The organism is Bradyrhizobium sp. BRP22 (assembly GCF_020194175.1).
GTDB lineage: Bacteria > Pseudomonadota > Alphaproteobacteria > Rhizobiales > Xanthobacteraceae > Bradyrhizobium.
In genome coordinates, this window is the sequence record NZ_JADYVX010000030.1 from 34,532 (window position 1) to 55,340 (window position 20,809).

The window sequence follows — 20,809 nt, forward strand, 5'->3', positions numbered from 1 at the left end:
TCACATCCACTCCACCGTCATGCCCCGCGCAGGCGGGGCATCCAGTACCCGGCGGCCTCTCGGCTCGAGCACCACCGTCTCCGGAATACTGGATCGTCCGGTCAAGCCGGACGATGACAGCGGAGAAGCTGTTTGACATTTGAATCCGAACTCACCGCCCGTCATTGCGAGGAGCGAAGCGACGAAGCAATCCATCTCTCCACAAGCGGCGATATGGATTGCTTCGTGGAGCCTGTCATCGGGCGGCGCTTCGCGCCGACCCGGTGGCTCGCGATGACGGCGTCATCGTTACGAGGCGTGCTGGTGACGAAGCAATCCGTGTCCGCCTCTTCCGCCTCTCAGCCCTGCGCGCGCTCGATATTGCCGCTGCGCGTCGGCACCCCGAATTCGCGCCGGCAGACTTCCGCGAGCACCGCGACGCCTTCGCGGATCTGCTGATGCGAGGGACTGGCGAAGCACAATCGCAGCCGGCTGCCGGACCAGGCCTTGTTCGTCGACCATTCCGGCCCCGGATTGATCGAGACGCCCGCCGCAAGCGCTGCCTGGTAGAGCTTCAGCGTATCGACGTGGTCCGGGAGCTTGACCCAGAGAAAGATGCCGCCCTTCGGCTCCTCGAACTCGGCGGAGGTGCCGAACTGCTCGTTGAGCGCCTCCATCAGCGTGTCGAGCTTCTTGCGCAGGCCGCGCGTCAGCTCCGGCACGTGGGTCGCAAAATGCGCCGCGCAATATTCGGCGAGCACCATCTGCTCCAGCGCGCCGGAGCCGGCATCGGTCTTCAGCGCCAGCATCCGCGACATCACCTCCCAAGGCGCGACGATGAAGCCGACCCGCAAGGCGGGCGCGATCGATTTCGAGAACGAGCCGATATGGATCACGCCGCCCTGCTGGCTCATGGCGTAGATCGCCGGCGGGCGCTTGCCGCTCCAGGTGAGGTCGGCGTAGCAATCGTCCTCGAAGATCGGCACGCCATAGTCGCGCGACAGCTTCAGCATCTCGGCGCGGCGGCCCTCGGGCAGGATCGTGCCGGTCGGGTTCTGCACGGTCGGAATGGTGTAGATGTACTTCGGCGTGATGCCGCGCCGCTTGTGGTCGGCGAGGGCGGCCGCCAGCGCATCGATCCGGATGCCGTCCTGGTCGAGCGGAATGCCGACCGCATTGACGCCGAGCCGCGTCAGCCGGTTCAGGGAGCCCTGATAGGTCTCCTGCTCGATCAGCACGGTGTCGCCCCGCGTCAGCAGCGTGTGGTTGACGAGGTCGAGCGCCTGCAGCGAGCCGGAGACGATCAAAATGTCGTCGGCCGTGCAGTGGATGCCGGCATCGCGCTTAAGCTTCTGGGTGAGGAATTCGCGCAGCGGCCGATAGCCCTGCGGCCCATGGGCGAGGTTGTAGGTCGCGAGCGCCTTGCCCTCGCGCTTCAACACCGCGTTCACCGCCTCGACCAGCCCGTCGACCGGAACCCCGTCCGGATCATTGTTGCCGCCGACGAAGCTGTATTTGGCAAGCCCGGTCCACTTGGCGGCTGGCGCCGGCAGGCCGGCGGGCAACAGCGGCGCGAAATCGAATTGGGTCGAGGCGGACATGGACATTTGCTCCCGTGTTGTTGTCGTTGAGAGGGACGAAGCCCTCTTGCTAGTTCTTGCCGACGCTCCTGATCGGCCGGCCCTGGCTGATGAAGGCATAATGCCCCGGGCCGACGCTGCCAACCATCAGCGCTTCGACCGCGGGTTCGGCGATCTCGTCGGTTGCGGCCCAGTCCACCACGAAATTGGCGCCGGTGCCGCCGCGCACGTCGGACGTGGGGATGAAGACCTCGATGGTTGCGAAAGGCTTCAGCGCAATCGGCGCTTTCAGGTGGCTTTCAACCAGCTTGCCTTCGGTGTCGAAATAGGCGATCCGCTTCAATACCAGGGGTTTGGTTTCGGAGGTGTTGTGGATACTCAATGTCACCGAGAAATCGGCCCTGAGCCTGCCTTGGCTCATCGAGACGCTGGAATAGACTGGGACGTAGAAGGAGCCGGAGACGGCGAGATTGTCGGCGGGAACAGCCGTCAGCGAATTCGCAAAACCCTGCTCGATGCTGCCGCTTTGCGCCGTGCAGGGGCGGGATGCGATCGTAGATGCCAGAATGGCGAAAAACAGGCTAAGGGCGCGGATGTGACAGATTGCTCGTTTGACCCCCGTGCTTGGGTCTCTAGGTTGCGACGAGGAGTAGCCCCAAGACATGCATGAACTTATAGGTGATATTACTTTAAGCATCCTGTTCGCCTGGGTGCTCGGCCTGTTAGCTCACTTCTCCCGGCAGCCCCTGATCCTCGCCTACCTTATCGCCGGGTTCTTGATTGGTCCATTCGGCACGGGCTGGGTCAAGTCCCAGGAATCGATCAGTGTCATATCTGAACTCGGCCTGATCTTCATGCTGTTCATGATCGGGCTCGAGATCGACCTGAAGAAGATCGTCCGCGCCGGCAAGGTGATCCTGTTCGCGGCCGGCGGGCAGCTCTTGGGCGGCTGCCTGCTCGGCATCCTGTTTTTCGTCGGCCTCGGGCTCTCGATGGGTGGCGGCGGCAAGTTCGATGCGCTTTATCTCTGCGTCGCCTGCGCGCTCTCCTCGACCGTGATCATCGTCAAGGTGCTGTACGAGAAGCGCGAGCTCGATACGCTGCCCGGCCGCATCACGCTGGGCGTGCTGGTGCTGCAGGACATCTTTGCGATCCTGTTCCTCGCGGTGCAGCCGAGCCTCGACAACCTTCAGATCGGCGTCATCCTGCTTTCGATCCTGCGCGTCGGCGTGCTGGTGGCGACGGCGCTGGTGCTCAGCCGCTACGTGCTGCCGCGGCTGTTCCAGCAGATCGCGCGGCGGCCCGAACTGATCCTGTTAGGCGCGCTCGCCTGGTGCTTCCTGATCGGCGAGGTCGCCGAACGTCTGCATCTGTCGCGTGAGATGGGCTCGCTGGTCGCCGGCGTGTCGCTGTCGACCTTCCCCTATGCGCTCGACGTCACCGCCAAGGTCACCACCTTGCGCGATTTCTTCATCACGCTGTTCTTCGTCGCGCTCGGGATGACCATTCCGGTTCCCGGCCTCTCGGTGATCGGGCTTGCGCTTTTGATCGCGGCATTCACCGTGGTGAGCCGCCTGGTCACCACGTTCACGCCGCTTTATCTGATGAAGCAGGGCCTGAGGGCCAGCCTGCTGCCGGCGATCAACCTGGCGCAGATTTCGGAATTCTCGCTGGTGGTGATCCAGACCGGCGTCGCCGCCGGGCATATCTCAACGGCGACCTCGAGTGCGGCGTCCTTTGCCTTCGTCGTGCTGGCGGTGCTCAGCACCTTCGTGATGACCAAGAGCGGCGAGATCACGCGTTTCCTGATCGGCCCGTTGAAGCGGGTCGGGCTCCACGACCTCGACCAGGCGCATCCTGCGGAAGGGAGCGAGGACGGCGCCCACGGCGAGAGCCGGCGGATCGTCATCCTCGGCTTCTTCCGCGCCGCCAGTGCCCTGCTCAGCCAGATCGAGCGGCAGAACGAAGCGCTGTTGGAGCAGCTCAGCGTCATCGACTTCAACCCGCTGGTGTTCAGGACCTTGAAAGATCGCGGCCTGCACGTGATCTATGGTGACATCAGCAATGTCGATACGCTGGTGCATGCCGGCATCGGCAAGGCCGAGATCATCATCCTGAGCGTGCCGGATTCGCTCCTGGTCGGCGCCAACAACGAGAAGCTGGTCCGCCATGTCCGGAGCCTCAATCCAACCGCCAAGATCGTCGCGACCGCCGATTTCCTGGCCGACGTGAACGACCTCTACGCCGCCGGGGCCGACTACGTGACGGTGACGCGGATCAGCGACGCCAGCGAGCTGTTCTCGGTGATCGAGGCGGCGGAGGCCGGCCTCTTGGAAGAGAAGCGCGCCGAGATGGATACGCAGCTCGCCGAGCGGCGCGAGGTGTTGCCTTGAGATGCGGCCTGATATGCCTGCCCACGCCGTCCTGGCCTGCAGATTGATGCTGGCGCGGGCTGCCGGTTCCGGCTAATGCACTGCCAGCAAGAAGCGAGATTTTGAGACATGGCCGATACGATCCAGGAAGTGTTGCAAGCCTTTGCGAAGGGCGAACTCGTCGTCGTCACCGATGACGAGGATCGGGAAGGCGAGGGCGATCTGATCGTCGCGGCCTCGCTCTGTACCGCCGACAAGATGGCCTTCATCATCCGCCACACCTCCGGCATCGTCTGCGCGCCGATCACTACCGACGATGCGAAGCGGCTGCGGCTCGACCCGATGGTCGCACATAACGATTCCAGCCACACCACCGCCTTCACCGTTTCGATCGACTACAAGCCCGATGGCGGCACCGGCATTTCGGCCGACGAGCGCGCCTCCTGCTGCCGCGCGCTCGCCAATCCCAATGCTGGCGCCAATGATTTTGCCCGGCCCGGGCACATCTTCCCGCTGATCGCCCGCGACGGCGGCGTGCTGCTCCGTTCCGGCCATACGGAAGCTGCGGTCGACCTCTGCAAGCTCGCTGGCCTGCCGCCGGTCGGCGTCATCAGCGAATTGATGAACGACGACGGCACGGTGATGAAGGGCGAGCAGGTGGCCCGCTTCGCCGCCGCCAACAATCTCAAGCACGTCACGATCGCCGACCTGATCGCCTATCGCCAGGCCCGCGAGAAGCTGATCGAGCGGGTCGCGACCTTCACGACCGACAGCCCGATCGGCCCGCTGCAGGGCTATGCCTACCGTTCGCCCTTCGACGAGATCATGCACGCCGCCTTCGTCTATAACGGCATCGGTGACGGCAAGAACGTGCTGACGCGGCTGCACAAGCCGAACATCGTCAAGGACATCTTCACCGGCGGGGCCCGCATGGAGGCCGTTCTGCGCGAGTTCAAGAAGGCCGGCCGCGGCGTCCTGGTCTATCTGCGCGACGGTGCGGCGGGCGTTCCCGTTGAGCCCGTCGGCACGCAGACGGCGGAGGCCGATCGCAACCGGCAATGGCGCGAGGTCGGCGTCGGCGCACAGATCCTGCGCGATCTCGGCGTCACCTCGATCCGCAATCTCACCTCGTCCGTGCACGACTACAAAGGATTGTCCGGTTTCGGCATCGAGATCGTCTCCAACGAGAAACTCGAAAGCTGACGAAAGTCGTTCCGGGTCGCGTAGCGCAAACCCGGAAGGGAACCCAATGCAATTGCGCTTCCCCGCGCGGCGCTTTAATTTATCGGTCAATTCCGAAACGACGATGCGAAAGGGATTTTCATGAGCGTGCGCCCCCAGGCCAAGGACAAGCCGGCTGCGGCTTCTTTCCAGTGGGATGATCCGTTCCTGCTCGATGACCAGCTCACCGAAGACGAACGCATGATCCGCGACACCGCGCGCGCCTACGCGCAGGACAAGCTCTTGCCGCGCGTCATCAACGCCTATCTGGAAGAAAAGACCGATCGCGAGATCTTCAGCGAGATGGGGGAACTCGGCCTCATCGGCGTCACGCTGCCGGAGGAATATGGCTGCGCGAATGCGAGCTACGTTGCCTATGGCCTCGTGGCGCGCGAGATCGAGCGGGTCGATTCCGGCTATCGCTCGATGAACTCGGTGCAGTCCTCGCTGGTGATGTATCCGATCTATGCCTATGGCGATGAGAACCAGCGCAAGAAATATCTGCCCAAGCTCGCCACCGGAGAATGGGTCGGTTGTTTCGGCCTGACCGAGCCGGATGCGGGTTCCGATCCCGGCGGCATGAAGACGCGCGCCGAGAAGGTTGCCGACGGCTATAGGCTGACCGGCAGCAAGATGTGGATCTCGAACGCGCCGATCGCCGACGTCTTCGTGGTGTGGGCGAAGTCGGCCGCGCACGATAACCAGATCCGAGGCTTCATCCTGGAGAAGGGCATGAAGGGCCTCTCGGCGCCGAAGGTCGGCGGCAAGCTGTCCTTGCGGGCCTCGATCACCGGCGAGATCGTGATGGACGGCGTCGTGGTGCCCGAGAGCGCGCTGTTGCCCAACGTCTCCGGTCTCAAGGGTCCGTTCGGCTGCCTCAACCGCGCCCGCTACGGCATCTCCTGGGGCGCGATGGGCGCCGCGGAGGACTGCATGCACCGTGCACGGCAATATACCCTGGACCGCAAGCAGTTCGGCCGGCCGTTGGCCGCGACGCAATTGGTGCAGAAGAAGCTTGCCGACATGGAAACCGAGATCGCGCTCGGCCTGCAGGCCTCGCTTCGCGTCGGCCGGCTGATGGACGAGGGCAAGATGGCGCCGGAGATGATCTCCATCGTCAAGCGCAACAATTGCGGCAAGGCGCTCGACATCGCCCGCGTGGCGCGCGACATGCACGGCGGCAACGGCATCCAGATCGAGTATCACGTGATGCGCCACACCGCGAATTTGGAAACCGTGAACACCTATGAGGGCACCCACGACGTCCACGCGCTGATCCTGGGCCGCGCCATCACCGGCATCCAGGCGTTTTCGTAATAGTGTAGAGGGGCGCGCGAACGTGGCCCCGCATAACGTCGTCATCGCCCGCGAAGGCGGGCGATCCAGTATTCCGCGGCATTTCATTCTCTCTTCCGTGCTGGCGATTACTGGATACCCCGCCTTCGGGGGGTGACGGCTGTTGGTAGGAAATTCCCATGGCCGACAACGACGACATCCCGTTCAACCGCGATTTTCCGCTGAAGCCCGGCGTGGTCGAGGAAGCCCGCCCCGGCGTGCGGCGCGTCCTCTGCAACAATCCGAGTGCGTTCACCTTCACCGGCACGGTCAGCTACATCGTCGGCAAGGGCAACGTCGCGATCATCGATCCCGGCCCTGATGACGAAGCGCATGCGAGGGCGCTATTGGATGCCGTGCGCGGCGAGACCGTGACGCATATCCTGGTCACCCACACCCATCGCGACCATTCGCCGAACACCGCGCGGATCACGCAGGCGACCGGCGCGCCTGTTTATGCCGAGGGTCCGCACCGCGCCTCACGGCCGCGGTTCGAGAGCGAGAAGCATAATCCGGAGTCCGGCGCCGACCGCGACTTCAGGCCGGATGTCGAGGTCAGGAACGGCGACGTGATCGAAGGTTCCGGCTGGGCGCTGGAAGCGGTGGCGACGCCGGGGCACACCGCCAATCATTTGGCGTTCGCCTGGCCCGAGCGCGGCATCAATTTCGTCGGCGATCACGTGATGGGCTGGTCGACCTCGATCGTGGCCCCGCCGGATGGTTCAATGATCGACTACATGGCCTCATTGGAACGGCTGGAGCAGCGGCCCGAGCAACTCTATTTCTCCGGCCACGGCCCGGAAATTACGGAAGCGCAGCGCTACGTCCGCTTCCTGGCGCGGCACCGGAAGGCACGCGAAGCCTCGATCCTGCACCGCCTCGCCAAGGGCGAGGCCGACATCCCAACCATGGTGCGCGCGATCTATATCGGCCTCGATCCCAGGCTAACCGGTGCGGCCGGCTATTCCGTGCTGGCGCATCTGGAGGATCTGGTCGCGCGCGGGATCGTCAAGACCGATGGCGATCCCGTGATCGGGGGAACGTACCGGTTGGCGTGAGACGCGAACGCGCCTCAGTGCCCCACCAGCGGGCAGCCTCCCTTGTCGAGCGGGCGGAACGCTTCGTCGCCCGGCACGGTGGCAAGCAGCTTGTAGAGGTCCCATTCGCCCTTGGATTCCGAGGGCTTCTTCACCTCGAACAGGTACATGTCGTGGACCATGCGCCCGTCGACGCGGATCTTGCCATTCTTGGCGAAGAAATCGTTCACCGGCGTCGCCCGCATCTGCGCCATCACCTTCAGCGCTTCGTCGGAGCCGATGGCCTCGATTGCTTTCAAATAGTGCATCGTCGCCGAATAGAGTCCGGCCTGGATCATGGTCGGCATGTGCCCGACCTTCTCGTTGAAGCGCTTTGAGAAGGCGCGTGTCTCGTCGTTCATGTCCCAGTAAAAGGCGTCGGTGACGATCAGGCCCTGGGTTGCCTGGATGCCGAGCGAATGCGTGTCGGTGATCTCCTGCAGCAGCGCGATCATCTTCTGGCCGCTCTGGGTGAGGCCGAATTCGGCGGCCTGCTTCAGCGCGTTGGTGGTGTCGCCGCCGGCATTCGCGAGCGCCACGACCTTGGCCTTCGAGGCCTGCGCCTGCAGCAGGAAGGAGGAGAAGTCGGAGGTGTTAAGCGGGTGGCGTACCTCGCCGAGCACCTTGCCGCCGCTCTCCTTGACGACATTGGCCGCGTCGCGCTGCAGCGCCATGCCGAAAGCATAGTCGGCGGTGACGAAGAACCAGGTGTCCTCGCCGCGCTTGACCATCGCCTTGCCGGCGACGTTCGACAGTGCGTAGGTGTCGTAGGTCCAGTGCACGGTGTTGGGCGAGCAGGCGATGCCGGTGAGGTCGGACGAGCCGCCGCCGGAATTGATGTTGATCTTGTTCTTCTCGCGCGTCAGCGCCGAGATCGGCAGCGCGACCGAGGAGGTCGGCACGTCGAAGATCGCGTCGACCTTCTCGTTATCGTACCAGTTCCTGGCAATGGCGACGCCGACATCCGGCTTGTTCTGATGGTCGGCGGAGACCACCTCGACCGGCTTGCCCCTCACCTTGCCGCCATAATCGGCGACCGCCATCTGCACCGCGGCGACCGACCCCTTGCCGGTGGCATCGGCATAGAGGCTGGACATGTCGGTCAGCACGCCGATCTTGACCACGTCATCGGAAATCTGGGCATTGGCGGCGCTACCGGAGGCGGCAAGCGCGAGACCCGCCGCAAGGGCGGCCGCGAGCGGTTTCATCGTTTCTTCTCCCTGGCTTCTTGTTGAGGGCTTGGCGTCAACGCCGCCAGTTCTATCCGGTGCCACAGGAGCGGCAAAGCACAAGACCGCGAACAAGGTCGCAGGGGAGGTCTGCTTATACGCAGCCCGTAGCCCGGGCGGAGCGGAACGTGCAGCCCGGGACGTCCGCGTCCGCATTCACGAGCAGTCCCGGGTTACGCTGTCGCTCCACCCGGTCTACGGTGCTCCGCCTGAAAAAGGGGAGGTGATCTACAGCGTCGGCAGCTTGTTGATGGAAACGTTGATCGCGCCTTCGGTCTCCACGATCACGCGCAGCGTCTTGGAATCGAAGGCGATGCCGGCAAGTCGCAGGCTGGTGATCTCGGTCGAAACCTTCACGCCGTCGTCGTTCTTCTGGTAATCGGCGATCGCGGCGGCGAGCTTCTGCCGGGCGTTGCTCGCGAACGGCTTCAGGTCGATGGTCATCTTCTCCGCCAATGCGTGCTGCAACTGCGGTACCGCTGCGCGCGCCGCGGCGCCCAATAGGCCGAAGGCGGCCTCGGACTCGACTGCCAGTTCGATGTCGGTCAGCCGCATGATCTGCTGCGTCTGGTCCAGCACCGGCCGTCCCCAAATGTGCACGGTGGCCTCGGCGCCGAAGCCGAAGAAGCTCTTCTTCTCCTTCGCGTTCACGAGCAGCGAGATCAGCAGGCGATCGCCGGAGGCCGCCACGCTCGCGTGCTTCACCGTGACGTCGACCGGACCGGAGCCATCCTCCGGGAAGGTCTTGCCGGCAAGCTGCGCCTCCAACAGCTTCGTCAGCGACACAAACGACATGTCGACCGGCATGCCGATGCTGACGTGGCCCGGCGTTTGCGGTCCGATCAGGATCGTGGCTGGGAACGGGCAGTCCGGCTTGGTCGGCGTCTCCGTGATCCGGGTTTCAGCTTCGATGCCGAGCGTCAGCGTCACCGCGGGGGCGTCGACCCGCGGCTGCGCTGCCAGCGCCCGGATCGGGCGAAGCTCCAGCCACAGCGGCGGCATGTTTGGGATGGCGCCCGCGCCCTGCAGCGGGATCGAGCGGCAGGCCTTCGCCCATTGCGTCCGTGCATTCTGCTCGAAGGTCGGATCGTTGCGCATCCGCGTCGATACGGCGTTGAGCTGGTCGGCGACCGTCTTGTCGATCAGCGGCTTGACTTGCGCCGGCACGTTGACGCGAGCGCCCGCGACCGACAGGCTGGTGTCGCCGAGATTGACCTGTCCCTGCAGATTGGGCTCGATGCGCCAGGCCACGGCCAGCCGTGGCCGCGAGGTGATGACCACATTACCCCTGATCTCGGCGTTGGCATTGATCTGCTTGATGTTGATGTCGCCGATCTGCTTGGCGGCGTTGGCGCCGAGCAGGCTGCCAAGGGCGTCGCCGATCGCGCCCGTCGCCTTCGCCGAGAGTGACCCCGTGACGTTCAGCATGCCCGTGAGCGGCGTGGAGAGCGACAGTACGTCGTCCGCACCGGTTGCTGCGATCGGCCCGCGCGACGCTTGCCAGCCGATATCGGCGTTCTGCAGGATCTGCTGCACCGGGTTGTCGGCCTTGCCGCTGAAATTCTTCGGCGCGCCGCGGTCGGCGGCGTCGCGGATCGCTGACAGCGAAACGGCGATCGGCGCCATCACCACCGAGCTGCGCGGCGCCGATGGCAGCGGCGGCAATTCGGCAAGCGGCGGTGCGGGCATGGTCGCACGCGGCGCCAGCCAATCCATGGCCTTCAGGCTGATCAGGAACGACGCCGCAACCACCACGACGCCGATCAGTATCGTCTTCGGACGCATCGCCAGACGCATCATCCCCCCAGGTCGAGAAGCCCCCGATTCGCTTATTATAGGGAAGGGGAAAGATGCGCCAGTGCGGCGGACCGGTGTCCGCGCTGCGGCGTTTCTGGGTCGGACGCTGCTGGCTGAGCATGCCCGGTGCGTAGCCCGGGTGAAGCCTCAGCGTAACCCGGGATTGTGGCAAACGTTGATGCAGATGTCCCGGGTTACGCGTTCGCTCCACCCTGGCTACGAGAGTCCACGAAATGAGAATGGCCCCGACCAGCGCCGGAGCCATTCTTGAACTTGTTCTTTCAATGCTTACCGCACGGTCGTACCGAGATCGGCGCGGCGGTCGGTCATCGGCAGCACGATCACCTTGGTTCCGACATTAACCCGCGAATAGAGGTCGATCACGTCTTCGTTGGTCAGCCGCAGGCAGCCGGAGGAAACGTGGGTGCCGATCGTCTCCGGCGCATTGGTGCCATGGATGCGATAGATTGTGCCGCCGAGATACATGGCGCGGGCGCCGAGCGGGTTGCCGGGGCCGCCGGCCATGTGGCGCGGCAGGTAGGGCTGGCGGGCGATCATCTCCCGCGGCGGGATCCAATCTGGCCATTCCGCCTTCCTGGTGATGGTCTGGACGCCGGACCAGGTGAAGCCGTCGCGGCCGACGCCGATGCCATAGCGGATCGCCTGGCCATTGCCGAGCACGTAATAGAGGTAAGTGTGCGGGGTATCGATGATGATGGTGCCGGGCGCCTCGCGCGTCGCGTAATTGACGATCTGGCGGCGCAGGCGCGCGGGCAGTTCGAACCGGCCCTGATCCTGCGGCGGCGCAGCTTCCGTGGGAGGCGGCGGGGCGGCTTCGGTCGGCGGCGTCATGATGAACGGGAAGAACGGCAACGGCGCGGCCGCGCTCGATGTGGAAAAGCCAATGGTACCAATCGCCAGCGCGCCCAAAGCGGCGGCGGCCAAACGCGCATTTCGCTTAATGGAATTAATCATTGTCGACCCCTGTCTGACTACGCCCTGTTGCGCCGTTTGTGGCGCGTCGTTGGGACCATTCAGTACAGGTCAAGCGTTTCGGGACGTTTGCACGAAATCGCCAAAATGGTTTCGTGGGGATAAGGAATTGTTTCGTTAAGATTTCGTCGCTGCATTTCGTCGCTGTGCCCGGCTGCCCAACCTACGTTCTTGACTCGCCGTTTCCGTCGCGGGCAAAGTGTTGGTGCAATTAGAAGAAAAACAAACGCATCAGGCAGAAAAGGCCTTTTGCGGCAGGGAGTTTAAAAATGAAGCCATTCTTGAAATGGTTCGCAGCCGCGAGCATTCTCGGTCTCGGTATTTCCACCCAAACCGCTTTAGCCCAGCAGCCCATCCGTATCGGTGTGCCGACCTCAATCCAGCTCCAGGTCGGACGCGACACCCAGAATGCAGCGAAGCTGGCGGCCGACGAGATTAACGCCAAGGGCGGCGTTCTCGGGCGCAAGCTCGAGATCATCGTCGCCGACGAAACCGAGAACCCCGAACAGGGGATCGCCGCGATCAAGAAGCTCACCGCCGACGACAAGGTGGACGTGCTGATCGGCGGCTACACCTCTGGCGTCACGCTCGCGCAATTGCCGCACATCTCCCGCGCCAAGACCATCTATATCGGGGTCGGCGCCGCGTCGCCCGCGATCACCGCGAAGGTGAAGGCCGACTACGACAATTACAAGTATATTTTCCGGGCCTTCCCGGTCAACGCGGCGCACCAGGCCCGCGCGCTTGTCGACTTCATCAACGGCAAGCTCAAGAACGACATGAAATACACCAAGATCGCGATCGTCGGCGAGAACGCGAAATGGGTGCAGGATCTGGTGCCGATCCTCAAGAAGGGTGCGATCGACGGCGGCACCGAGGTGAAGCTCGCGGAATTCTTCGACACCTCGACCGCGGATTTCTCGCCGCTGTTCGCCAAGGTCAAGGACAGCGGCGCGCAGTACCTGATCGTGATCCTGTCGCACGCCTCCTCCGACGTGTTCGTCAAGCAGTGGCATGACGCGCAGGTGCCGATCCCGATCGGCGGCATCGACGTCAAGAGCCAGGACGCCGACTTCTTCACCCGCGTCGGCGGCAAGGCCAACAGCGAGACGGTGGGCATGTTCGCAATCCGCGCGCCGCTGACGCCGAAGACCATTCCGTTCTGGGATGAGTTCGTGAAACGCTACGGCACCGCGCCGGTCTATACCGGCATCGGCGCCTATGACGCGGTCTATGTCTATGCTGACGCGGTCGCCCGCGCCAAGTCGACCGAGGCCGACGCCGTCATCAAGGAGCTTGAGAAGACCGACCATGTCGGCATCGCCGGCAAGCTGGTGTTCGACGAGCTGCATGACGTCAAAGCCGGCCCCGGCCTGCAGAACCTCTTGTTCGTGCAGTGGCAGCCGAATGGCGAGCGCGTCGTGGTCTGGCCGAAGGAATCGGCCACCGGCAAGATGATCGCTCCGCCCTGGATGAGCAACTGATCGCGTCTGTTCTCGCTGGGCGACCGGCCCGCTTCGGTGTGGCCGGTCGACCAGAGCTTCGGTTCTGCAGAACCGAAGCCTGGATTCATGTTTTGACGCGTTTTCTTCACGCGAACCGGTATCCACTTCGCTCGAAAACGCTCTAACGCGCTCTCGCGACGTTCTACAGGGATAACATGCTTGAAATTCTGATCTATGGCGCGGTGTCGAGCGCGATCTACGCCATGCTCGCGGTCGGCTTCACGCTGATCTTCGGTGTGGCGCGGATTCTCAATCTCGCGCATGGCGCGTTCTATGCGCTCGGCGCCTATGCAGCCTATGTCTTCACCGGCGTATTGCATTGGCCATTGCTCATCGCGGCGCCGCTCGCGGTGCTCCTGGTCGCGCTGTTCGGCGTGTTGATGGAGCGGTTCCTGGTTCGCCCGCTGCGCTATTCGCAGCTCGCGGTCCTGATGATCACGCTCTCGGTGTCGCTCGCGGTCGAGCAGGGGCTGTTCATCACCTTCGGTTCCGAATATCGCAACGTGCCGTCCTTCGTGGCGGACAAGATTTCGATCGGCGGCGTCGACATCGGCGGGCAGCGGCTGCTTGCGCTGATCGCGGGCGTGCTGGTGCTCCTCCTGCTGTGGCTGTTCATCCAGCGCACACGGCTCGGGGCAGCCATCCTCGCGGTGTCGCAGGATCCGGAGGCCGCGCAATATATGGGCATTCCCACCAACCGCATCTTCTCGGTCGTGATGGCGATCTCGGCCGGCACCGCGGCACTCGCGGGCGTGCTGGTTTCGCCGTTCCTTACGGTGCAGCCGACCATGGGACTGCTGCCGATGGTGAAGGCGTTCGCCATCGTCATCGTCGGCGGGCTCGGATCGATCCCGGGCAGCATCCTGGCCGCGCTCCTGCTCGGCTATTCCGAGACCATCGTCGCCTATCTCATTTCGTCCTCGTGGACCGAACTGGTGTCGCTGGTTGCCGTCGTCGTTACCTTGATGATCAAGCCGTCCGGATTGCTCGGCCGGCGGGCGGCGTTCTGATGAAGCAGCTTTCCATCGTCGACCTTTCCGGCGCCATCGTCGTCGTCGCGTTGCTGGCGCTCGCGCCGGTGCTGCTCAACAGCAACTATTTCACGGGCGTCCTCACGGTCTGCGTGATCTACGCGATCTGGGCGGCGAGCTGGGACTTCATGTCCGGGCTCACTGGCCGCGAGAATTTCGGGCACTCGCTGTTCATCGGCGCCGGCGCCTATACGGCCGGCTTCCTTGCCACCGTCTGGTACGCCAATCCCTGGTACAGCCTGCCGACGGCGGTGGTGGTCGCGGTCGCTTTCAGTCTCATCGTCGGCTTCCCGACGTTGCGGCTGCGCGGGCCGTATTTCGCGCTCGCCATGCTGTCGGCCTCCGCCATCATGCAGCGGCTCTGCCTGATCTTCTGGGAGTATAGCGGTGGCGAGGAGGGGCTCTATGGCCTCGATCCGCTGATCCAGTCGCCGCTGCACTACTACTGGTTCGTGCTGGCGATCCTGGTCGCGGCGGTCGCGATCCTCACCGCGCTGGCGCAATCGCATTGGGGGCTCCTGCTGCGCGCGATCCGCGGCGACGAGGCGACCTGCCAGGCCGCCGGCATCAATGTCACCTTCTACAAGATCGCCTCGCTGACGATCAGCGCGGCCTTCGCCGGCCTCGGCGGCGCGCTCTATGCGCACTATCAGTTGCAGGTCAGCCCGCCGCTGTTCTCGGTCGTGGTGTCGATCACGGTCATTATCATGGTCTATGTCGGCGGCATCGGCTCGATCTACGGGCCGGCGCTCGGGGCGATCATGCTGACGCTGCTGACGGAGCTTCTGCGCACATTCGGCGAATACCGGCTCTGGGTCTATACGCTGACCTTGATGCTGATCCTGTTCTTCCTGCCCAACGGGCTGATCGCACCGCTGTGGCGGCGGCTGACGGAGCGCTTCCGATGAGCGCCATTCTTGAAGTAAAGGATCTCTCCAAGCGCTTCGGTGGCCTCACGGCTACCAAGAATGTCAGCTTCTCGCTGGAGTCCGGCGAGCTCACCGGCATTCTCGGGCCGAACGGCGCCGGCAAGACCACGCTGTTCAACCTGCTCACCGGCTTCATCGCCGCCGACTCCGGCAGCGTCCTGTTCGAGGGTCAGGAGTTGCGGGGATTGGCGCCGCACAAGATCGTCAACCGCGGCGTCGCCCGCACCTTCCAGCTCACGCGGCCCTTCCTCGGCATGACGGTGCTGGAGAACGTCGTCGTCGCCTGCCTGTCGCCGCGGGCGCGCGACGCGCATGACAAGGAGGCGCGTGCGCAGGAGCTGCTCGACCATGTCGGGCTTGGGTCCAAGGCGCGCGAGCCGGTGGAGACGCTGCCCTATGGCGACCTCCGGCGGCTGGAGATCGCGCGTGCGCTCGCCACCCAGCCGAACCTGCTGCTGCTCGACGAGCCCTTCGCAGGGCTCGGCAGCAGCGAGATCGAGCCTTTGGCGCAATTGATCAAGCGGCTGCACCGCGAGCAGAAGCTGACGATCCTCTTGATCGAGCACAAGCTGCGGGAGTTCATGGCGCTGGTGTCGCGCGTCATCGCGATCGATTTCGGCGAGATCATCGCGATCGCGCCGCCGGCCGAGATCGTACGCAACCCGCGCGTGATCGAGGCCTATATCGGGAAAACGGAGGCTGCCCATGCCTCTGCTTGAAGTGAAAGATCTCAGCGTCCGCTACGGCAAGGCGCTGGCCGTCGAGCAGGTCAGCGTCACCGTCGACAAAGGCGAGCTGGTCGGCGTGCTCGGACCGAACGGCGCCGGCAAGACCACGCTGTTGAAAGCGATCTCGCGCGCCATCGGCTCGACCGGCACGTTGAAATTCAAGGGCGAGACGCTGGAGCGGCTGCCGCCTTATGACGTCGTCGCCCGCGGCATCTGCCATTGCCCCGAGGGACGGCGGCTGTTCCCCGAACTGTCTGTCCTGAAGAACCTGCAGCTCGGCGCCTATCTCAGGAGCAACAAGGCCGAGATTGCCGAAGATCTCGAACGCGTGTTCGCGCTGTTCCCGGTGCTGAAGGAGCGACAGCAGCAGCAGTCGAGCACGCTCTCCGGCGGCGAGCAGCAGATGGTGGCGATCGGCCGCGCCATGATGGGGCGGCCGGAATTGCTGCTGCTCGACGAGCCCTCGGTCGGCATCGCGCCGCGGCTGAAGGGCCTGATTTTCGACGCCATCGAGAAGATCAGGAAGGACGGCACCGCGATCCTGATCGTCGAGCAGGACGCCACCGCGACCCTGCGTATCGCCGATCGTGTCTACGTGCTCGAACACGGCCGCACCGTCCGCGAAGGTCGCGCAAAAGAACTCGCCGGCGACGAATATATCCGGCAGGTGTATCTGGGTGTTTGAGCTCGTAGCCCGGGTGGAGCGAAGCGAAACCCGGGACCGCTCGTAAACAAGGACGCAGACGTCCCGGGTTGCGCTGCGCTCCACCCGGGCTGCGGATCGTTATCTTTCAACCCGGCATCGCCCGCATTCGCGGGGCGTCCGGCGGCGCTATCCCGAGCATGGCGCGGCGCTCGGCGACGGCATGGTGGAGCTGGTCGAGGGCGAGGCCGATCGCAGAGAGGTCGCCTTCCTCGATGGCGCCGTCGTCATAGCAGTCGAGCGCCTCGCGCAGCACGCCGTCAGCCTCGCTCTGCATCGCAGCCAGCGCTTCCGGCGTCTCCGCCTGCCGCACCTTGGCGATCAGTTCGAGCAGGCTGTCGCGATGGTCCAGATAGCGGTCGCGCTCGTCGCGGCGCCAGGCATGCCGCAGCCAGGCGCCGACCGATCCGAGGCCCGACAGGCCGAGGATCGCGAACCAGATATAGTCGCTATATTTGTCCATGAAGGTGCGTTCGGTGCCGTCGATATAGGCGGCCGCGCCTGGATGCGCCGGCAGTGCTGCGTCCTTGTCGGTGTCGGGCTTCTCGATGTTCGCTGCCGCTGGCACTTCGCGCGCGAGCTGCTGGCGCACGTTGAAGAGCTGGCGGACGAAAGCCCCGATCGCGGTGTCCGAGAACGAATGCAGTGCGATGATGAGGTGGTCGACACTGACGGTCTCGACCTTGTCTTCAGGCCAGGCCGGCGAGGATGAGAAAATGCTGCCCGCGATCTCGGCCGATTCATAAAGCGGATGCTTTGCGGCGATCGCCTCGGAAACGTCGATCGGCAAGAATTTTGGCTCGCCGCGCGCTGTGGCCGTCGCTGCGATCGCGCCCGCCGTAATCTTGCTGTCGAGCGGACCGACAGCCATGTAGGCATCAAGCGTCGTATCGCGCGCCATCTCGGCGATCTGGTTGATCGCGAACTGCGTCACCGCGACCTTGTCGGGATTGACGCCGGACTCGCTCAGGATCACGCGCAGCAGCGTGACATTGGCCTCTGTCCGTCCGATCACGCCGATGCGATGGCCGTCGAGTTCATCGATGCTCTTAATCTTTGGCGTCGGCGCTCGCCGCGATCCCTTCGCGCGCAGGCCGGAAGGCGCCCACAGCACCACGACGTTCTTGCGCAGGACCGCGACCGCGTCGGCGTTGGCGGGCAGGTTGAGGTCGGCGCGCGCCACCGCCATGTCCGCTTTCGAGCTCGTCAATGCCGCGATGCTCTCGGCGGCGTTTTCCGTCACCACCGGCGATAGCCGCACCGGGCTTTGATCGCGGGCGAAGGTTTGCGCCAGCGCCTGCATCAGCTTCTGGTCTTCGCTGCCGGGAGGGGCGACCGCGATCGTCAGCGTGATCGGACGCAGGAAATAATAGAGCGTGCCGGCGGCGCAGCCGAACAGGAAGAGGCCGACCGCGAGGATCAGCAGCGAGTAGTTTTTTCGCTTCCGCCGCGAGCGCCTGGGAGCCGGATCTTCACGCGTCTCTGACATCGTTCTGTCATGTTAGCCGAAAAAGCGTGTGAGTTGCCCGAAAAACCTTCCTTACATATCGATGACGTCATACGCCTGAAATATCCATGTCAGAACTTCTGGCCCGAAAGAATCATTAACGCTTCGGGTTTTCGAGATGCGGATATTGGTTGCGACCGACGCTTGGCATCCGCAGGTCAACGGCGTGGTGCGCACGCTGACGTCACTGCAGCGTAGCGCGGCGGCGCTCGGTGCCGAGATCACTTTCCTGACACCGGAAGGATTTCCTTCCCTGGGTGTGCCGACCTATCCGGGGCTGCGCATGGCGCTGCCGAACCGGCGCGAGATCGCGCGGCGGATCGAGGCGGCGGAGCCGGAGGCGATCCATATCGCCACCGAAGGTCCGATCGGCTGGGCCGTGCGCGGCCATTGCCTGCGCCGCAAGCTCGCTTTCACGACGTCCTACACCACGCGCTTTCCGGAATATGTGTCGGTCCGCACTGGGCTTCCGGCCAGCGTCGGCTACTGGATCCTGCGCCGTTTCCATGCGGCCGGCGCCATGACGATGGTCGCGACCGTCTCGCTCCGCCAGGTGCTGGCCGAACGCGGTTTTCGCAAGCTCGGCTTCTGGACCCGCGGCGTCGATACCGAACTGTTCAATCCCGATCATCCGGCCAGGCTCGATCTGCCGCGGCCGATCTTCATGGCCATGGGCCGCGTCGCGGTGGAGAAGAATCTCGAAGCGTTCCTGTCGCTGGATCTCCCGGGCACCAAGGTCGTGGTCGGCGATGGGCCGCAGAAGGCCGAACTCGAACGGAAATATCCGAACGCCGTCTTTCTCGGCGAGAAGACCGGGAAGGACCTGACCTCGCATCTCGCCGCGGCGGATGTGTTCGTGTTCCCGAGCCTCACCGACACGTTCGGCGTGGTCCAGCTCGAAGCGCTCGCCTGCGGCACGCCGGTTGCGGCGTTTCCGGTCACCGGTCCCAAGGACGTGATAGCGGATCATCCGATCGGCGCGATCGATGCCGATCTGCGCGCCGCATGCCTGCGCGCGCTCACGATGTCGCGAGAGGCGTGCCGGAACTTCGCGCTGCAGCGTTCCTGGGAGAACAGTGCGCGGCAGTTCATCGGCAATCTCTCCGCGTTGCAGCCGAGCCGGGCGTTGCGTCCGGCCCGCCGCGTCGCCGGCCGGAGCGCGGTGCAAGGTTAATCTTCAAGACGAGAAGGCAAGCTAACGATGGCAGACAACATCATCAAACTCGACGGAAGCAGCCAGTTGGATTTTGATCGTGAGACGGTCGAGCAGGCTTATGACCGCTGGGCGCCAGTCTACGATCTCGTGTTCGGCGGCGTGTTCAAGAAGGGCCGGGCCGCGGCGATCCACGCCACCAACAAGATCGGCGGCCGCGTGCTCGAGGTCGGCGTCGGCACCGGCATCTCGCTGCCGCTTTACGCCCCGCACGTCCGTATCTTCGGCACCGATATTTCGGAAGCGATGCTGGAGAAGGCGAAGAAGCGCGTTGCCGAACTCGGCCTGAAGAATATCGAGGGGCTCGCGGTGATGGACGCCGAGAAGCTCGAATTTCCCGACAACTCCTTCGACGTGGTGATGGCGCAATATGTCGTCACCGCCGTGCCGAATCCGGAAGCCGCGCTCGATGAATTCGCGCGCGTGCTGCGTCCGGGTGGTGAGCTCATCATCCTGACCCGCGTCAGCGCCGACGCCGGCGTGCGCCGCTTCATCGAGCAGAAGCTGCAGCCGGTCGTGCGGCCGCTCGGCTTCCGAACCGCCGAGTTCGCCTGGTCGCGCTACACCAAATGGCTTTCCGGCGCCAAGGGCATCGAGCTGGCGGAGCGCCGCCTGATCCCGCCGCTCGGCCATTTCTCGCTGGTCCGCTTCCGCAAGGCCGAGGTGGCCAAGGCCGCCTAGTCCCTCTCGACCCTCATGGTGAGGAGGCGCGTAGCGCCGTCTCCGGACGAAGCTTCGCTTCGCCTCGAGAACCATGAGGCCGCAGTGCTCGTCCGGGCCTCATCCTTCGAGACGCGCGTTCCGCGCTCCTCAGGATGAGGGAAGACAGTCAATCCTTGATGAGGGGACACAGTCGCCTCGTTGCGTCACCGCGTCGCTGCACACTGTCATATGTCATTATGATGATGTCATATGCCGTACATCGAATCTCTGTAAGCACGTCCCGAAATCCTCTTGGGGGAAAGAATGATCAGGAATTTTCTGCAGGAACTGCGAACCCAGCGCTGGGACGACCACCGCTACTACCATCACAGCCGGATCAATCAGAGCCTGCACTTCGTCAGCGCCCTGAGCTTCCTGTTCGCCTATGTGATGCTGTTCTTCGATCCGGCGATCTCGGCGCTGGTCGGCTGGCTGGTCTCGATGACCTCGCGCCAGGCCGGTCATTTCTTCTTCGAGCCGCGGGGCTATGACCACATCAACCAGGCGACCCATGAGCACAAGGAAGAGATCAAGGTCGGCTACAACCTGCAGCGCAAGGTCGTGCTGATGGCGATCTGGGCGCTGTCGCCGCTGGTGCTGCTCGCCGACCCGACCCTGTTCGGCCTGTTCGCGCCGTGGGAGACGCTGGCCGATTTCACCCGTCAGGTCGCCAAGATCTGGCTCGCGGTCGGCATCGGCGGGCTCATCTTCCGCACCGTGCACCTGTTCTTCATCCGTGACATCGAGACCGGCCTGGTCTGGATGACCAAGATCATCACCGATCCCTTCCACGACCTGAAGCTCTATCACAAGGCGCCGCTGGCGCTCCTGAAGGGTGAGCTGATCGATCCCGGCCTGCACCTGGCCGGCGAGTTGGAAGAGAAGCACGCCTGAGCGCCTGCTGCCAAC

General features: G+C 64.2%; 18 protein-coding genes. 12 read left to right on the forward strand and 6 right to left on the reverse strand.

All coding sequences use genetic code 11. The annotated features are described in order from the left end of the window. Positions 1-338: 338 nt before the first annotated feature. Complete coding sequence (locus tag I6F35_RS29355; RefSeq protein WP_225121142.1) at positions 339-1,580, reverse strand: PLP-dependent aminotransferase family protein; 1,242 nt, start codon at positions 1,578-1,580, stop codon at positions 339-341. 49 nt (positions 1,581-1,629) lie between these two features. Further along, a complete protein-coding gene (locus I6F35_RS29360) occupies positions 1,630-2,223 on the reverse strand; it encodes a DUF3124 domain-containing protein (protein ID WP_225121143.1) in 594 nt (197 codons plus the stop codon). On the opposite strand from I6F35_RS29360, the gene I6F35_RS29365 reads away from it, so the two are divergent. From I6F35_RS29365 to I6F35_RS29380, 4 genes are all read left to right on the forward strand, one after another. Next, positions 2,222-3,952, forward strand: a complete 1,731-nt coding sequence (locus I6F35_RS29365; protein ID WP_225121144.1) for a cation:proton antiporter — start codon at positions 2,222-2,224, stop codon at positions 3,950-3,952. The genes I6F35_RS29360 and I6F35_RS29365 overlap by 2 nt on opposite strands. 108 nt (positions 3,953-4,060) lie before the next feature. Further along, positions 4,061-5,134: a 3,4-dihydroxy-2-butanone-4-phosphate synthase gene (ribB, locus tag I6F35_RS29370; RefSeq protein ID WP_225121145.1), complete on the forward strand. Its 1,074-nt coding sequence runs from the start codon at positions 4,061-4,063 to the stop codon at positions 5,132-5,134. Positions 5,135-5,254: 120 nt separating this feature from the next. After that, positions 5,255-6,469: an acyl-CoA dehydrogenase gene (locus I6F35_RS29375; RefSeq protein ID WP_225121146.1), complete on the forward strand. Its 1,215-nt coding sequence runs from the start codon at positions 5,255-5,257 to the stop codon at positions 6,467-6,469. 158 nt (positions 6,470-6,627) lie between these two features. Beyond that, positions 6,628-7,545 carry an MBL fold metallo-hydrolase gene (locus I6F35_RS29380; RefSeq protein ID WP_225121147.1) on the forward strand — a complete coding sequence of 306 codons (918 nt, stop codon included), beginning with the start codon at positions 6,628-6,630 and terminating at the stop codon, positions 7,543-7,545. A gap of 14 nt (positions 7,546-7,559) precedes the next feature. On the opposite strand, the gene I6F35_RS29385 is transcribed toward I6F35_RS29380, so the two are convergent. The 3 genes from I6F35_RS29385 to I6F35_RS29395 all read right to left on the reverse strand — a co-directional run bounded on the left by I6F35_RS29385 (position 7,560) and on the right by I6F35_RS29395 (position 11,564). Beyond that, positions 7,560-8,771: an ABC transporter substrate-binding protein gene (locus I6F35_RS29385; RefSeq protein WP_225121148.1), complete on the reverse strand. Its 1,212-nt coding sequence runs from the start codon at positions 8,769-8,771 to the stop codon at positions 7,560-7,562. A 249-nt stretch (positions 8,772-9,020) separates the two neighbouring features. Next, on the reverse strand, positions 9,021-10,589 hold the full coding sequence (locus I6F35_RS29390) for a DUF4403 family protein (protein WP_225121149.1): 1,569 nt from the start codon (positions 10,587-10,589) through the stop codon (positions 9,021-9,023). Positions 10,590-10,877: 288 nt separating this feature from the next. Continuing rightward, a complete protein-coding gene (locus I6F35_RS29395) occupies positions 10,878-11,564 on the reverse strand; it encodes a L,D-transpeptidase (protein ID WP_225121150.1) in 687 nt (228 codons plus the stop codon). A gap of 287 nt (positions 11,565-11,851) precedes the next feature. On the opposite strand from I6F35_RS29395, the gene I6F35_RS29400 reads away from it, so the two are divergent. The 5 genes from I6F35_RS29400 to I6F35_RS29420 all read left to right on the forward strand — a co-directional run bounded on the left by I6F35_RS29400 (position 11,852) and on the right by I6F35_RS29420 (position 16,460). Continuing rightward, complete coding sequence (locus tag I6F35_RS29400; protein ID WP_225121151.1) at positions 11,852-13,066, forward strand: ABC transporter substrate-binding protein; 1,215 nt, start codon at positions 11,852-11,854, stop codon at positions 13,064-13,066. A gap of 176 nt (positions 13,067-13,242) precedes the next feature. Beyond that, positions 13,243-14,097, forward strand: coding sequence for a branched-chain amino acid ABC transporter permease (locus I6F35_RS29405; RefSeq protein ID WP_225121152.1), 855 nt, complete (start codon positions 13,243-13,245; stop codon positions 14,095-14,097). Then, positions 14,097-15,026, forward strand: coding sequence for a branched-chain amino acid ABC transporter permease (locus I6F35_RS29410; RefSeq protein ID WP_225121153.1), 930 nt, complete (start codon positions 14,097-14,099; stop codon positions 15,024-15,026). Before I6F35_RS29405 ends, I6F35_RS29410 begins: the two co-directional genes overlap by 1 nt. Next, on the forward strand, positions 15,023-15,766 hold the full coding sequence (locus I6F35_RS29415; protein WP_225121154.1) for an ABC transporter ATP-binding protein: 744 nt from the start codon (positions 15,023-15,025) through the stop codon (positions 15,764-15,766). Before I6F35_RS29410 ends, I6F35_RS29415 begins: the two co-directional genes overlap by 4 nt. Beyond that, positions 15,753-16,460: an ABC transporter ATP-binding protein gene (locus I6F35_RS29420; protein ID WP_225121155.1), complete on the forward strand. Its 708-nt coding sequence runs from the start codon at positions 15,753-15,755 to the stop codon at positions 16,458-16,460. Before I6F35_RS29415 ends, I6F35_RS29420 begins: the two co-directional genes overlap by 14 nt. A 106-nt stretch (positions 16,461-16,566) precedes the next feature. On the opposite strand, the gene I6F35_RS29425 is transcribed toward I6F35_RS29420, so the two are convergent. Next, positions 16,567-17,967: a TAXI family TRAP transporter solute-binding subunit gene (locus tag I6F35_RS29425; protein ID WP_225121156.1), complete on the reverse strand. Its 1,401-nt coding sequence runs from the start codon at positions 17,965-17,967 to the stop codon at positions 16,567-16,569. Between the two features lie 136 nt (positions 17,968-18,103). Here I6F35_RS29425 and I6F35_RS29430 point away from each other — a divergent pair, with 136 nt between their 5' ends. The 3 genes from I6F35_RS29430 to I6F35_RS29440 all read left to right on the forward strand — a co-directional run bounded on the left by I6F35_RS29430 (position 18,104) and on the right by I6F35_RS29440 (position 20,794). Then, the gene (locus tag I6F35_RS29430; protein WP_225121157.1) at positions 18,104-19,159 is read left to right on the forward strand and encodes a glycosyltransferase family 1 protein; all 1,056 of its coding nucleotides are present in this window, start codon (positions 18,104-18,106) and stop codon (positions 19,157-19,159) included. Between the two features lie 27 nt (positions 19,160-19,186). Then, on the forward strand, positions 19,187-19,879 hold the full coding sequence (locus I6F35_RS29435; protein WP_225121158.1) for a methyltransferase domain-containing protein: 693 nt from the start codon (positions 19,187-19,189) through the stop codon (positions 19,877-19,879). A 285-nt stretch (positions 19,880-20,164) separates the two neighbouring features. Beyond that, on the forward strand, positions 20,165-20,794 hold the full coding sequence (locus I6F35_RS29440; protein WP_225121159.1) for a hypothetical protein: 630 nt from the start codon (positions 20,165-20,167) through the stop codon (positions 20,792-20,794). The last annotated feature ends 15 nt before the right edge of the window (positions 20,795-20,809 follow it).